Here is a 14,175-nt window from a genome sequence, read left to right on the forward strand (position 1 = left end):
TCTGGATGGCGCTTATGGGCGCGTCAAGACCGTGGCACCATCACTCCCGCCGACCTGTCGGGTAACGGAGGAGCGCATGCCGAGTCACCTGCTGCCACCGCGCACCGCCTCGCTCGCGGGGCCGGCCACCGGCGCCGGGCCGGCCGCCCCGTCACGGCAGCGGCAGGTCCTCGCCGACGACGTGTACGAGGCCGTCAAGGCGCTCGTCATGGACCACGTCATCGCTCCCGGCGCACGGGTGAGCATCGACGGGCTGGTCCGGCAGTTGGGCGTGTCGCAGACGCCGATCCGGGAGGCGCTGGCCCGGCTGGAGTCCGACGGGCTCGTCGTCAAGGAGCCGCTGCGGGGCTACTCCGCCACCCCCCTGCTGACCCGCTCCGAAGTGGACGATCTGTTCCAGTTCCGGCTGCTCGTCGAGCCGTGGGCGGCGGGCCGCGCGGCCGAGCTGGCCAACCGCGACGACCACGTGCGGATCGCGGGAGAGGTCGCGTCGTGCCCGGAGCCGCCGCCCGGCGACGAGTACGAGGCGTACAAGGCCCTGGCCGCCCACGACAGTCGCTTCCACAGCCTGCTCGCAGGCGTGGCCGGCAACCGGCAGCTCCGGATCGCCCTCGAACGTACCCACTGCCACCTGCACATCTTCCGGCTGTACTCGGCAGGCGGGGGCGGCAGCCAGACGCTCGCCGAGCACCGGCGGATCGCCGCCGCGGTCACCCGCGGCAGCGCCTCGGCGGCCGACCGGGCGATGCGCGACCACCTGGAGAGCGCCCGCGACCGGCTCCGGGCGTCGTTCGAGTAGTTCCTATAGGATGCCGATCCCTATAGGATCATGTTCGGCAGTTGCGAGGGGTCGGCTTCTGCGAGCGGGAGGTCCCATGGCACGGATCGTCGCCGTCGACGTGGTCGACCTCCGCTTCCCGACCTCGCGCCACCTCGACGGTTCGGACGCGATGAACCCGGACCCCGACTACTCCGCGGCGTACGTCGTGCTTCACACCGACGACGGCCCGGACGGGCACGGCTTCGCGTTCACCATCGGTCGCGGCAACGACGTGCAGGCGGCCGGGATCCGGGCGCTGACGCCGTACCTGATGGGCCGCGACGTCGACGACCTCGACGGGCTCTACCACGAGCTGGTGGGCGACTCGCAGCTGCGCTGGCTCGGCCCGGAGAAGGGCGTCATGCACATGGCGATCGGCGCCGTGGTGAACGCCGCCTGGGACCTGGCCGCCAGGCGCGCCGGCCGGCCGCTCTGGAAACTGCTGGCCGACCTGGCGCCCGAGCGCATCGTGGACCTGGTCGACTGGCGGTACCTCAGCGACGCGCTCACCCGCGGCGAGGCGCTGGCGATCCTGCGCCGCGCCCAGCCGGGCCGCGCCGAGCGGGAGGCGCTGCTTCGCGCCGACGGCTACCCGGCGTACACGACGTCGCCGGGCTGGCTCGGGTACGGCGACGAGAAGGTACGGAGGCTGGCCAAGCAGGCGGTGGCCGACGGGTTCACGCAGATCAAGCTGAAGGTCGGCGCCGACCTGGACGACGACGTACGCCGGATGCGCATCGCCCGCGAGGCGGTCGGTCCCGACGTACGGATGGCGATCGACGCCAACCAGCGCTGGGACGTCGACGAGGCGGTCCGGTGGGTGGAGCGGCTGCGGGAGTTCGACCCGTACTGGGTCGAGGAGCCCACCTCTCCCGACGACGTGCTGGGCCACGCGGCGATCCGCCGGGCGTGCGCGCCGGTACGGGTGGCCACCGGGGAGCACGTGGCCAACCGCGTGGTCTTCAAGCAACTCCTGCAGGCGGGCGCGATCGACGTACTCCAGCTCGACGCCGCCCGGGTCGGCGGGGTCAACGAGAACATCGCCATCCTGCTGCTGGCCGCGAAGTTCGGCGTACCGGTGTGCCCGCACGCCGGCGGGGTCGGCCTGTGTGAGCTGGTGCAGCACCTGGCCATGTTCGACTTCGTCGCGGTCTCCGGCGACCTGGCCGGACGGGTCATCGAGTACGTCGACCACCTGCACGAGCACTTCGTGGACCCGGTGGTCGTGCGCGGCGGCCGGTACCGCGCACCGACCGCGCCCGGGTTCAGCGCGCAACTGCACCCGCAGATCCTGCGCCGGTTCCGCTACCCCGATGGTCCAGAGTGGAGGCTTGAGCGGTGAGTGACTTCAACGGCCTGGTGGCGGTCGTCACCGGCGGGGCGTCGGGCATCGGCCTGGCCACCGCCACGCTGCTGGCCGCCCGCGGCGCGCGGGTGGCCTGCTTCGACCTCGAGGCCGACGAACTGCCCGACCCGCTCGTCGGGATCGTCTGCGACGTGACCTCCGATGACGCTGTGCGGGCCGCCGTCGAGGGCGCCACTGAACGGTTCGGCCGCCTCGACGTGGTCGTCAACAACGCCGGCATCGGCGCCATCGGTACGGTCGCCGACAACCCCGACGCCGAGTGGCTGCGCGTCCTCGACGTCAACCTGCTCGGCACGGTGCGGGTGACCCGCGCCGCCCTGCCGCACCTGCGCCGGTCCCCCGCCGCGGCCGTCGTCAACACCTGCTCGGTCGCGGCGACCGCCGGCCTGCCGCAGCGCGCGCTGTACAGCGCCTCGAAGGGCGCGGTGCTGTCCCTGACCCTGGCGATGGCGGCCGACCACGTCCGGGAAGGCATCCGGGTCAACTGCGTCACCCCGGGTACCGCCGACACGCCGTGGGTCGGCCGGCTGCTCGACCGGGCCGACGACCCGGCGGCCGAGCGCGCGGCGCTGAACGCCCGCCAGCCGATGGGGCGGCTGGTCAGCGCCGACGAGGTGGCGCACGCGATCGCGTACCTCGCCTCGCCACTGTCGGGTTCGACCACCGGTACGGCGCTCCCCGTCGACGGCGGCATGCAGGGCCTACGGGTGCGCCCCTCGTCATGAGCGGGCGGCGGGGCCGCTCAGCCGGCGGCGGCAGCCGCCGTCATGGCCTCCGCGATGCGCTCGACGTCGGCGTCCTGAGTGACGTACGGCGGCATCGTGTAGATCAGGTCGCGGAAGGGGCGCAGCCAGACGCCCTGCTCGGTCGCGGCCCGCGTGGCGGCGGGGATGTCGACGTCGTGGTCGAGCTGGATGACGCCGATCGCGCCCAGTACCCGTACGTCGACGACGCCGGGCACGTCGGCGGCGGGTGCGAGGGCGGTCCGTAGCCCGGCCTCGATGCGCTTCACGCTGGTCCGCCAGTCGCCGTCGGCCAGCAGGTCCAGCGAGGCGTTGGAGACCGCGCACGCCAGGGGGTTGCCCATGAACGTCGGACCGTGTGCCAGCACCGGCACGCTCCCCCGCGCGATGCCGTCGGCCACCTCCGGGGTGCACAGGGTCGCCGCGAACGACAGGTACCCGCCGGACAGGGCCTTGCCGACGCACATCACGTCCGGGCTGACCCCGGCGTGGTCGGCGGCGAACAGGGCTCCGGTACGGCCGAACCCGGTGGCGATCTCGTCGAAGACGAGCAGCACGTCGTTGGCCTTCGTGACCTCCCGCAGCACCCGCAGGTACTCCGGCGAGTGGAACCGCATCCCGCCCGCGCCCTGCACCACCGGCTCGACGATGACGGCGGCGAGTTCGTCTGCGTGCCGTTCGATCAGTCCGGTCAGATCCTGGGCGTAGCCGGGGTCGAACTCGGCCGGCGGGGCGTCCGCGAAGACCTGCCGGGGCAGTACCCCGGACCACAGGTGATGCATGCCCCCGTCAGGGTCGCAGACCGACATCGGGTGAAACGTGTCGCCGTGGTAGCCGCCGCGCCAGGTCAGCAGGCGGCGCTTGGCGGGCCGGCCGAGCGAGCGCCAGTACTGGAGGCACATCTTCACCGCCACCTCGACCGAGACCGAGCCGGAGTCGGAGAAGAAGACGTGTTCCAGGCCGGCGGGGCTCAGCTCCACCAGCCGGGTCGCGAGCCGTACCGCCGGGGAGTGGGTGAGGCCGCCGAACATCACGTGGCTCATCCGGCCCAACTGGTCGCGGACCGCGGCGTCGAGGACCGGGTGCGCGTACCCGTGGATCGCCGCCCACCACGACGACATCCCGTCGACGAGCTCCCGGTGACCCGCCACCGGCTCCGCGAGGCGCAGCCGCACGCCCGCCGCCGACTCGACGACGAGCGGGGTGGTCGTACCGGGCATCGGTGCGTACGGGTGCCAGACGTGGGCACGGTCCAGTTCGAGCAGGTCAGCGGGGCGCACGCGCCGCAGCCTACCCGCCCTGTCCCGCGCCCGACCGCGAACCTACAGCGACGCCAGGAACGCGGCCACCTCGTCGCGCTCGGCGGGCGACACCTCGCTGATCGGCGGGCGTACCGACCGCCGGCACAGCCCGAGCTGGGCCAGCGCCTCCTTGACCACCGACACGTTGGCCGCGTTGCCGGCCCGGGCGCGCATGTCCTCGAACGGCTTGATCCGGCGCCAGACCGCCATCGCAGCCTCGTGCTCGCCGGCCTGCAGCAGGCCCAGGAGCTGCAACGACTGGTGCGGAGCGACGTTCACCAGGCCGGAGGTGAAGCCGCGGGCGCCGCCCAGCCAGAAGTACGGGGCCCACGTTTCGGCCAGCCCGCACACCCACGCCAGGCGTTCGGCTCCGACCGCCTCGATCAGGCCGGGCAGGGACAGCGGATCTGGTACGGCGTACTTGACGCCGACCACGTTGGGGCAGGTGTCGGCGAGCGCGACGAAGGCGTCCGCGGTGATCAGCGGGCTGCGTACGTAGGGCACCACGCCGAGCTCGGGTACGGCCTCGGCGATCGCGCGGTGGTAGTCGACCCAGCCGTCCAGCGACTGGTACGGGTGGACGGGCTGGTGCACCATCACGCCGTGCGCCCCGGCGTCGGCGGCGTCGCGCGCCATCGCCACGGCGCGCGCGACGTCGTGCCCGACGCCGGCGATCACGGTGACCCGGTCGGCCACCGCGTCGGTGGTGGTCCGCAGCCCGAGGGCCAGCTCGTCCGGGTCGAGCGAGTAGAACTCGCTGGTGTTGCCGTTGGGCGTGACGGTACCGATTCCCGCGTCGACGTACCGGGCGAGCACCTTGACGTACCCGTCGACGTCGACGCCACCGGCGGAGTCGAAGGGGGTCACGGTGATCGCGACGACGGACTCCAGCGCCCGTCGGACCTGTTCCAGGGACATTGAGCGACTCCTCTTCACTCCATGAGCGACGCCAGCCGGCGGCCGGCGACCTACGCCGGCCGGGCGCTGCGCGCGCCGAGGGCCGCCGACACCTCGCGCGCCGTGTGCACCACCATCGGGGCCAGCCGCGCCACCTGTACCCGGCCGAGGTCGACGCTCAGGCCGGAGACGCTCACCGCGCCGATGGGCTCGCCCCGGTGGTCGACGACGACGGCGCCGACGCAGCGCACCCGGGCCGTGTTCTCCTCGTCGTCGAGCGCCCAGCCCCGGGCCCGTACCGTGGCGAGGTTCGCCAGCAGCGCCTCGGTCGTGGCCAGGGTGCGCGGCATCCGCCGGGGCAGGCCGGTACGCGCGGCGATCCGGCGCACCTCGTCGACCGGCAGCGCCGCCAGGATCGCCTTGCCGATGGCGGTGGAGTGCAGTGGCAGCGTGGCGCCGACGCGCGAGCGCATGCCGTACGCGCCGCGCCCCTCGAACTTGTCCACGTACACCGCCTCGTCGCCCTGCCGTGCTCCGAAGTGGATGGTGAACCCGCTGCGCTCGCCCAACGCCCGCAGCGCCGGACGGGCCGCGCGGGCCAGGTCGGAGTCGTCGGCCGCGCACCCGGCGAGCCGGAGCAGCCCCGGGCCCAGCATGTAGTCGCGCTCCTCCCCCTCCCGTACCCAGCCCTGCGACACCAGCTCCCGCAGGATGCGGTGCACCGTCGAGATCGGCAGGCCGGTCACCTGCGCGACCCGGGAGAGCCGCCGGTGTTCGGTCAGCGCCTCCGCCACCGCCACCACCTTGGCGATGGCCGAAGGCGACCCCGTTCTGTTCATCTCACCACCCACCAGCCACCCGCTCACCGTCCTGCAAACCTTTCCAGACCGTCTACCGTCCGGCCGGCTGCGCCGTCAATAGATTCATCCCATGTATGGAATCCACGCCGCCCCGCGGAGCGGCCCATCATCGGTCAGCAACCCATCGGGAAGGACGAATAGGTGCTGATGCACGCCCGTACGAGCATTATGTCTGTTGTCATGGAACCTGAATAGATACTGTCCTATCAATCGGATGAAAGGTGTTGACGCGCCCCACCGGGCGCCGATTGACTCGCTCCCCAAACGGTTGCAGAAATCGTCAGGACAGCCAGTCGTCGAGACAGCCAACTGGAGCGGTTCGGTGCCGGTAACCATCCATGACGTCGCCCGCCGGGCGAAGGTCTCCGCCTCGACGGTGTCACGCGCCCTGGGCGCGTCCCACCACGTACGCGGCACCACCCGTGACCGCGTCCTGGCCGCCGCGCGGGAACTGGGCTACCAACCGAACCCCGCCGCGCAGAGCCTCATCACCGGCAAGACCGGCAACATCGGCATCGTCGTCCCCGACCTCGGCAACCCGTTCTACACGGGCGTCCTGCGGGGCGTGCAGTCCCGCGCCCGCGCGGGCGGGTACGCCGTCTTCTTCGCCGACTGCGAGGAGGACGCGAGCGCGGAGGAGGCGCTCGTCCGGTCGATGGCCCGCCAGGTGGACGGTGTCATCATCTGCGCGCCGTTCTCCAGCGACACCCAGCTCAACGGGCTCCGGTCGGTCACCTCGCTGACGCTGCTCAACCGCCGACTGCGCGGGGTACCGGCGGTCTTCATGGACAGCGCAGGCGGCATGAAGCAGGTGGTGGACCACCTGGCCGCGCTCGGACACCGCCGGTGCGCGTACCTCAACGGGCCGCACAACGCGTGGTCCAACCGGGAGCGGCGGCGCGGGCTGCGGGCCGCGGCCGCCCGGCGGCACGTGGCGGTCGTCGAGTTCGGACCGTTCGAGCCGAAGTTCTCCGGCGGCGTACAGGCGGCCGACCTCGCGCTCGCCAGCGGCGTCAGCGCCGTCATCGCGTACAACGACCTGATGGCCCTGGGCGTGCTGTCCCGGCTGGCCGACCGCCGGGTGGCCGTACCGGACGAGATGAGCGTCGTGGGCTTCGACAACCTGCTGTACGCCGCCGTCTGCGCTCCGCCGCTGACGACCGTCGCCATGCCGATGGAGGCAGGTGGCCGCGCCGCCGTCGACCTCCTGCTCGCCGGCGTGGGTACCCCGGCCGACGGCGACCCCACGCCGTGCCGCGAACTGAGCACCAACCTGATCGTGCGGGCGACCACCGCCCCTGCTCCCGACAGCTCATCGGCGGCCCGACCCGCGCCGCCGCCCGGCCCCGGAAAGGTAACCGACACCGATGACTAGACCCTTGCACCGGTACGCCCTGGTGGTGGCCGCCGCGGCGCTCGTCGCGGCCGGCTGCGGCGCACCCGACAGCGGCAAGCCCGGCACCACCGCCACCGGCGGCTCGGTGCCCGACAAGCCGTCGAAGCCGCAGACGCTCAACATCATGGACGTCGCCGGGAACCTCCAGCTCACGCAGGGCATCCTGGACGACTTCCAGAAGGCACACCCCGAGATCGTCTCGAAGATCGTGACGACGAAGGCGACCGCGCCCGAGCTCGCTCCGAAGATCAAGGCGGAGCAGGACGCCGGGCGGCTCGACATCGACATGGTGCTCACCGGTACCGACGGTCTGGCCGCCGGCATCGCCCAGAACCTGTGGGCCAAGCTCACCCCCGACCACAACGCCAAGCTGCCGGCGCTGGGCGACATCTACACCGAAGACTCGCTGAAGATGCAGGAGCTGGCCCAGGGCTACGGCGTGGTCGTCACGGAGTACCCGGCCGGCCCGCTGATCATGTACAACCCGAAGACGGTACCGACGCCGCCGACGACCGCCGAGGAACTCCTCGCGTACGCGAAGGCGCACCCCAAGAAGGTCGAGTACGCGCAGCCGCGCAACTCCGGCCCCGCCCGTACCCTGCTGATGGGCCTGCCCTACATCCTCGGCGACAGCAACCCCAAGGACCCGGCGACCTGGGACAAGACCTGGGCGTACCTGGCCGAGATGGCGCCGTACCAGCCGGCCTACCCGGGCGGCACCGGGCAGACGATGAAGGACATCGCCAACGGCACCGTCGACATCATCGCCAGCACGACCGGCTGGGACATCAACCCCCGCGCGCTGGGTACGGTGCCGGCGGAGATGAAGGTCGGCACGCTCTCCGGCTTCCGCTGGATCACCGACGCGCACTACATGGTGGTCCCGAGGGGCATCGACAAGGACAAGCTGTCGGCCGTCCTCAACCTCATGAAGTTCGCCCTGCAACCCAAGGAGCAGGCGATCACGTACGACCAGGGCTACTTCTACCCGGGCCCGGCGGTCAAGGGCGTGACCCTCGACATGGCGCCACAGAAGAGCCAGGACACCATCAAGCAGTTCGGGCGCCCCGAGTACTCCGACCTCATCTCCAGCACCCCCAAGGAGACGTCGCTGCCCGCCGACGCGCAGGTGAAGGCGTTCGACCTGTGGGACCAAAAAGTTGGGTCAGTGGCGAAGAAATGACCGAGAACCGGTTCGACCACCTGCGGCTGGACCAGGTCAGCCGGCGCTTCGGGGGCCGCGCGGCCCTCGAGGCGCTGGATCTGAGCATCGCCGGCGGCGAGTTCGTGGCGCTGCTCGGACCCTCCGGCTGCGGGAAGTCCACCGCGCTCAACTGCCTGGCCGGACTGCTGCCCCTGTCGGGGGGCAGCATCTGGCTGGACGACCGGCGCATCGACACCCTGCCGCCGGAGAAGCGCGGGTTCGGCATGGTCTTCCAGAACTACGCCCTGTTCCCGCACCTTTCGGTACGCCGCAACGTCGGCTTCGGCCTGCGCATGCGCCGCGTGAGTCGGGAGGAGACCCGCCGGCGCGTGGACGAGGCGCTGCGGATGGTGCAGTTGCAGCAGTACGCCGACCGGCTGCCCGGGCAGCTCTCCGGCGGCCAGCAGCAGCGGGTGGCGATCGCCCGCGCGATCGTCCTCGAGCCCCCGCTGGTACTCATGGACGAACCACTGTCCAACCTGGACGCCGCCCTGCGCCTGGAGATGCGTACCGAGATCCGGCGGCTGCACCAGTCGCTCGGACTGACCACGGTGTACGTCACGCACGACCAGGAGGAGGCGCTGTCGCTGGCCGACCGGCTCGTGATCCTGCGCGAGGGCGTGGTGCAGCAGGTCGGTACCCCCGAGGAGCTGTACCGGGGGCCGGTCAACGCGTACGTCGCCGGCTTCATGGGGTACCGCAACCTGCTGCCGGTACAGACCGACGGCGGGCAGGGCGCGGTACGGGTGACCGCGCCGGGGCTCGCGGTTACGGGTACCGCCCGCGAGGCGGTGGCCGGCGGCCCGGCAGTGGCCGCCATCCGGCCCGAGGACTTCGTGGTCACGGACACCGGCGACAACCTCATCTCCGTCGACGTCGAGGTCGTCGAGTACCACGGTCGTGAGCAGGCGGTACAGGGCAGGCTGAAGGGCGGCCAGGTGATCCGGCTGCGGTCGGTCGACCGGCTGGCGCCCGGCGACGCGGTGACCGTCGCCGTACCCGCCGACAAGCTGCTGGTCTTCGCCGCCGACGCCGATGCCCTCGCGGCCGCCGAGGCGGCGGCCGGGGGACGGTCGGCGTCACCCGCCGCCGCACCGGCCGGGGCGGCGACATGACCAGTGCCCTGGCCGAAGCGACACCGGAGCGGCTGGCGCTGCGCCACCGGCTCGCCGAGCGCGGAATCGACCGGGTACTCCTGCTCCTGCTCCCCGGCGTCGCGTTCGTGGTCGCACTGTTCCTGTACCCGTTCCTGTACGGCCTGGGCCTGTCCTTCCAGCCGAAGCAGGGCGGCGGCCCGTTCGCCAACTACCAGCGGTTCTTCGCCGAGCCGTACCTGCGCGACACCATCTGGATCACGCTACGACTCGGCCTGCCCGCGGCGCTGATCAACGTGCTCGCGTCGGTGCCGATCGCGTACCGGATGCGCGGCCCGGTACGCGGCAAGCGCCTGATCACCACGATCCTGGTCGTCCCGATCACGCTGGGCACGGTCCTCACCGCCGAGGGCATCATCCAGTACTTCGGGCCGGCCGGCTGGTTCAACAAGGTCCTCCGCGCCCTGCACCTCACCGACGGCGCGGTGCCGCTGATCCAGAACTACTGGGGCGTGCTGTTCTCGCTGATCATCAGCGGTTTCCCGTTCGCGTTCCTGCTCACGACGTCGTACCTGTCGGGCATCGACCCGAGCCTGGAGAAGGCCGCGTCCGTCCTGGGCGCGGGCTGGTGGCAGCGGTTCCGGCACATCACGTTTCCGCTGCTGTCGCCGGGGCTGGCGATGACGTTCTGCCTCACGTTCGTGCTGGCGTTCTCGGTGTTCCCGTCGGCGATCCTGGTCGGTGACCCGTCGCGGACCACCCACGTCATCTCGATCGCGGCGGTGCACGCCTCGAACGAGCAGTACGACTACTCGATGGGTTCGACGATCGCAATGATCATGGCGGTGGTCATGCTCATCGTGATCGCGATCGTGCTGACCTGGCGCGGGCGCATGTACCGGGGCGCGACGGGGGGCAAGGGATGAGACAACGCGCCCTCGTGGCCCGGCCGGGCGTCTGGCTGGTCTGGGCCGTAATGATCTTCTTCCTGGTCAACCTGGCCGGCGTGGTCGCCGCCGTCGTGGTCAACTCGTTCTCCACCCGGTGGTTCGGCAGCTGGTGGCCGGCGGGCCTGACCGGGCACCACTACGCCGACGCCTGGAAGGAGTTCGCGCTCTTCGACGTGCTGAAGGTGACGCTCCAGGTGTCGCTGGCCGTCGTGGTGATCTCCGCGCTGATCGGGGTTCCAGCGGCGTACGCCCTGGCCCGCCGCGACTTCCCGGGCAAGCGTCTGGTCACGCTGGCGTTCCTGCTCCCGATCATGGTGCCGCCGATCGCGTACGGCATCCCGCTGGCCACGGTGCTCTACAAGTTCCACCTCGGCGGCACGATGTGGGGCGTCATCCTGGCCAACCTCGTGCCGTCGGTGCCGTTCGTGGTGCTCACGATGACGCCGTTCATCGAGCAGATCGACTCGAAGATCGAGGCGGCGGCGCGGATGTGCGGCGCGAACACCCGGGCCATCTTCACGACGGTACTGCTGCCGCTGCTGGTGCCCGGCGTGCTCGCCGCCTCGATCCTGGTCCTGGTGCGCACGGTCGGCATGTTCGAGCTGACCTTCCTGACCGCTGGGCCGAGCAGCCAGACGCTGGTCGTGACGCTGTACTACTCGATGTCGGCCGCCGGCATCCGGGCACCGCAGGCCGTGGACGCCATGGCGGTCATCTACACCCTGTCGATGCTCGTCCTGCTGGTCATCGCGCTGCGCTTCGTCAACCCGACGCAGCTGGTGACGAGGGTCGGCGAGCAACGGGAGCGTGCGGAGTGAAGACACCCGAGGAGTTGCGCTCCCATCGCTGGTACGGCGGCGAGGGGGTGCGCGGGTTCAGCCACCGGGCGCGTACCCGCCAGCTGGGCATCGGCGCCGAGGAGCACGCGGGCAAGCCGGTGGTCGGCGTCATCGACACCTGGAGCGAGATCAACCCGTGCCACCTGCACCTCAAGGAGCGGGCCGAGGCGGTCAAGCGCGGCGTCTGGCAGGCCGGCGGGTACCCGATGATGATCCCCGCCGGGGCGATCGCCGGTGAGACCTACAGCAAGCCCACCGCGATGCTGTACCGCAACCTGCTGGCCATGCAGGCCGAGGAGCTGATCCGCTCGTACCCGGTCGACTCCGTCGTGCTGATGGGCGGCTGCGACAAGACCACCCCGGCCCTGTTGATGGGCGCGATCAGCGCCGACGTACCGGCGATCTTCTTCCCGGCCGGCCCGATGCTGCGCGGCCACTGGCGCGGTGAGGTGCTCGGCAGCGGCAGCGACATGTGGCGGTACTGGGACGACCGGCGCGCCGGGCTCGTCGACGACGCCCAGTGGGAGGAGCTCGAGCAGGGCATCGCCCGCTCGTACGGGCACTGCATGACCATGGGTACGGCCTCCACCATGACCTCGGTCGCCGAGGTACTCGGCATGACCCTGCCCGGCGCCGCCTCCATCCCGGCCGCCGACGCCGCGCACACCCGCCTGGCCGCCGCCACCGGCATCCGCGCCGTCGCGCTCGCCTGGGACGACGTGAAGCCGTCGATGATCCTGACCGCCGAGGCGTACGCCGACGCGGTCACCACCGTGCTTGCCCTCGGCGGCTCCACCAACGCGGTCATCCACCTGATCGCGATGGCCCGCCGCAGTGGCGTCGACCTGACCATCGACGACTTCGACGTGGCCGCCCGGCGCACTCCGGTCCTGGCGAACATCCGCCCCGGTGGGGCGTGGCTGATGGAGGACTTCTTCTACGCCGGTGGCCTGCGCGGGCTGCTCGCGCGCATCACCGACCTGCTGCACCCGGACCGGCAGACGGTCGCCGGGGTCACGCTGCGGGAGGCGGTCGCGGGCGCGCAGGTGTACGACGACGACGTGATCCGCCCGCGGGACAAGCCGGTCTTCGCTTCAGGCGGGCTGGCGGTACTGCGCGGCAACCTGGCCCCCGACGGGGCGGTCATCAAGCACCTGGCCGCCGACCCGGCGCTGCTGAGCCACACCGGCCCCGCGCTCGTCTTCGACGGGTACGCCGACCTGCTGGCCCGCATCGACGACGAGGACCTGGACGTCGACGCGGACAGTGTCCTGGTGCTGCGCTCCTCCGGCCCGGTGGGCGGCCCCGGCATGCCGGAGCACGGCATGCTGCCGATCCCGAAGAAGCTGCTCAAGCAGGGGGTGCGCGACATGGTACGGGTGTCCGACGCCCGGATGAGCGGTACCAGCTATGGCGCCTGCGTGCTGCACGTGGCCCCCGAGTCGCATGTCGGCGGCCCGCTCGCGCTGGTCCGCGACGGCGACCTGATCACGCTCGACGTGCCGGGGCGGCGGCTGGAACTCGGCGTCACCGCCGAGGAGTTGGCCGGCCGCCGCGCCGGGTGGACTCCGCCGGCGCCGATGTACCCCCGGGGGTACGGCGCGTTGCACGCCGAGCACATCACGCAGGCCGATGCCGGGTGCGACTTCGACTTCCTCGCGGTACGGGGCGCCGTCGCCGACCCCGACGCCCGCTGAGTGATCGCGGGGCTGGCGTCGCTGGCCGGCGCCCCTATCCTTCCTGCATGGCCATTACCGACGAGGCGATCGAACGCATCAAGGAAATGATCGTCTCCGGCGAGCTGCGCCCCGGTGACCGCCTCCCCAAGGAGGCGGACCTCGCGGGGCGCCTCGGGCTGTCCCGCAACTCCCTGCGCGAGGCCGTACGGGCGCTGTCGCTGGTTCGCGTCCTCGACGTACGCCAGGGCGACGGCACCTACGTCACCAGCCTCCAACCGGAGCTGCTGCTGGACGCGGTCTCATTCCTGGCCGACTTCCACCGCGACGACAACCTGCTGCACCTGCTGGAGGTGCGCCGCATCCTGGAGCCGGCGGCGAGCGCGATGGCAGCCCAGGTGATGAGCGACTCGGCGATCGAGGAGCTGGGCAAGGTACTGGAGGAGCTGCACGACGACCCGGACATCGACCGGCTGATCGCCGCCGACCTGGAGTTCCACCGGCGTATCGCGGCCGGCTCGGGCAACCCGGTGCTCGCCTCGCTGATCGACAACCTGTCGGCGCCGACGGTACGGGCCCGGATCTGGCGGGGCATCTCGCAGGAGGGCGCCGCGGCCCGTACCCACGAGCAGCACTGGGCCATCTTCTCCGCCATCCGGTCGCGCCAGCCCGAGCTCGCGCGGGCGTGGGCGGCCGTCCACGTCGCCGGCGTCGAGGAGTGGCTGCGCCAGGCGGTGTAATCCGGCCACCCGGGGGAAAGTCATGACGGCGCCACGAATTCCCGCCACGAATCTCGCCCCGACGAGTACGGGAGGTCGGATGGCTGACACCGCGAAGACCCGCCGCCGGTGGGTACGGCCCGAGGCGGTGTCCGTTCGGCTCGGCGCCGAGGTCACCTCGTACGCCGGACTCGACCCGCTGCGTCCCTGACGTGTGGGTACGGGTCCTCGGATCCCGCTGCTCGTGGCCGACTCCCCCGAGCGCCGCCGGGTCGAGGCGGCCGGCATCGAGGTCGCCCACGACGGGATG

Annotated in this window: 14 protein-coding genes; 11 read left to right on the top strand and 3 right to left on the bottom strand. The window is 71.6% G+C overall.

Translation table 11 applies throughout. The annotated features are described in order from the left end of the window. Positions 1–76: 76 nt before the first annotated feature. From Pme01_RS02730 to Pme01_RS02740, 3 genes are all read left to right on the top strand, one after another. Positions 77–799, top strand: a complete 723-nt coding sequence (locus Pme01_RS02730; protein WP_168112819.1) for a GntR family transcriptional regulator — start codon at positions 77–79, stop codon at positions 797–799. A 76-nt stretch (positions 800–875) separates the two neighbouring features. Beyond that, entirely contained in the window at positions 876–2,162 is a 1,287-nt protein-coding gene (locus Pme01_RS02735) for an enolase C-terminal domain-like protein (RefSeq protein WP_168112818.1), read from the top strand. Beyond that, on the top strand, positions 2,159–2,911 hold the full coding sequence (locus tag Pme01_RS02740; protein WP_168112817.1) for an SDR family NAD(P)-dependent oxidoreductase: 753 nt from the start codon (positions 2,159–2,161) through the stop codon (positions 2,909–2,911). Before Pme01_RS02735 ends, Pme01_RS02740 begins: the two co-directional genes overlap by 4 nt. A gap of 17 nt (positions 2,912–2,928) precedes the next feature. On the opposite strand, the gene Pme01_RS02745 is transcribed toward Pme01_RS02740, so the two are convergent. Genes Pme01_RS02745 through Pme01_RS02755 form a run of 3 tightly spaced genes read right to left on the bottom strand, consistent with a single transcriptional unit; the run spans position 2,929 to position 5,966 of the window. Further along, entirely contained in the window at positions 2,929–4,209 is a 1,281-nt protein-coding gene (locus Pme01_RS02745) for an adenosylmethionine--8-amino-7-oxononanoate transaminase (RefSeq protein WP_203935401.1), read from the bottom strand. Between the two features lie 42 nt (positions 4,210–4,251). Continuing rightward, positions 4,252–5,148, bottom strand: a complete 897-nt coding sequence (locus Pme01_RS02750) for a dihydrodipicolinate synthase family protein (RefSeq protein WP_168112816.1) — start codon at positions 5,146–5,148, stop codon at positions 4,252–4,254. 50 nt (positions 5,149–5,198) lie between these two features. After that, on the bottom strand, positions 5,199–5,966 hold the full coding sequence (locus Pme01_RS02755; RefSeq protein WP_168112815.1) for an IclR family transcriptional regulator: 768 nt from the start codon (positions 5,964–5,966) through the stop codon (positions 5,199–5,201). A 343-nt stretch (positions 5,967–6,309) separates the two neighbouring features. Between Pme01_RS02755 and Pme01_RS02760 the strand changes: the two genes are divergently transcribed. The 8 genes from Pme01_RS02760 (at position 6,310) to pqqA (ending at position 14,076) form a co-directional block, all read left to right on the top strand. Next, complete coding sequence (locus Pme01_RS02760; RefSeq protein ID WP_168112814.1) at positions 6,310–7,362, top strand: LacI family DNA-binding transcriptional regulator; 1,053 nt, start codon at positions 6,310–6,312, stop codon at positions 7,360–7,362. Further along, positions 7,355–8,566: an extracellular solute-binding protein gene (locus Pme01_RS02765; protein WP_168112813.1), complete on the top strand. Its 1,212-nt coding sequence runs from the start codon at positions 7,355–7,357 to the stop codon at positions 8,564–8,566. Before Pme01_RS02760 ends, Pme01_RS02765 begins: the two co-directional genes overlap by 8 nt. Next, positions 8,563–9,702: an ABC transporter ATP-binding protein gene (locus Pme01_RS02770; protein WP_168112812.1), complete on the top strand. Its 1,140-nt coding sequence runs from the start codon at positions 8,563–8,565 to the stop codon at positions 9,700–9,702. The genes Pme01_RS02765 and Pme01_RS02770 overlap by 4 nt, the downstream gene beginning before the upstream one ends. Then, the gene (locus Pme01_RS02775) at positions 9,699–10,607 is read left to right on the top strand and encodes an ABC transporter permease (protein ID WP_168112811.1); all 909 of its coding nucleotides are present in this window, start codon (positions 9,699–9,701) and stop codon (positions 10,605–10,607) included. The genes Pme01_RS02770 and Pme01_RS02775 overlap by 4 nt, the downstream gene beginning before the upstream one ends. Continuing rightward, a complete protein-coding gene (locus Pme01_RS02780; protein ID WP_168112810.1) occupies positions 10,604–11,449 on the top strand; it encodes an ABC transporter permease in 846 nt (281 codons plus the stop codon). The genes Pme01_RS02775 and Pme01_RS02780 overlap by 4 nt, the downstream gene beginning before the upstream one ends. Continuing rightward, complete coding sequence (gene araD / locus Pme01_RS02785) at positions 11,446–13,167, top strand: L-arabinonate dehydratase (RefSeq protein WP_168112809.1); 1,722 nt, start codon at positions 11,446–11,448, stop codon at positions 13,165–13,167. Before Pme01_RS02780 ends, araD begins: the two co-directional genes overlap by 4 nt. Before the next feature lie 47 nt (positions 13,168–13,214). Continuing rightward, the gene (locus tag Pme01_RS02790) at positions 13,215–13,886 is read left to right on the top strand and encodes a FadR/GntR family transcriptional regulator (protein WP_168112808.1); all 672 of its coding nucleotides are present in this window, start codon (positions 13,215–13,217) and stop codon (positions 13,884–13,886) included. 79 nt (positions 13,887–13,965) lie between these two features. After that, positions 13,966–14,076: a pyrroloquinoline quinone precursor peptide PqqA gene (gene pqqA / locus Pme01_RS02795; RefSeq protein WP_168112807.1), complete on the top strand. Its 111-nt coding sequence runs from the start codon at positions 13,966–13,968 to the stop codon at positions 14,074–14,076. The last annotated feature ends 99 nt before the right edge of the window (positions 14,077–14,175 follow it).

The sequence above is a fragment of the Planosporangium mesophilum genome (assembly GCF_016863255.1).
Classification (GTDB): domain Bacteria; phylum Actinomycetota; class Actinomycetes; order Mycobacteriales; family Micromonosporaceae; genus Planosporangium; species Planosporangium mesophilum.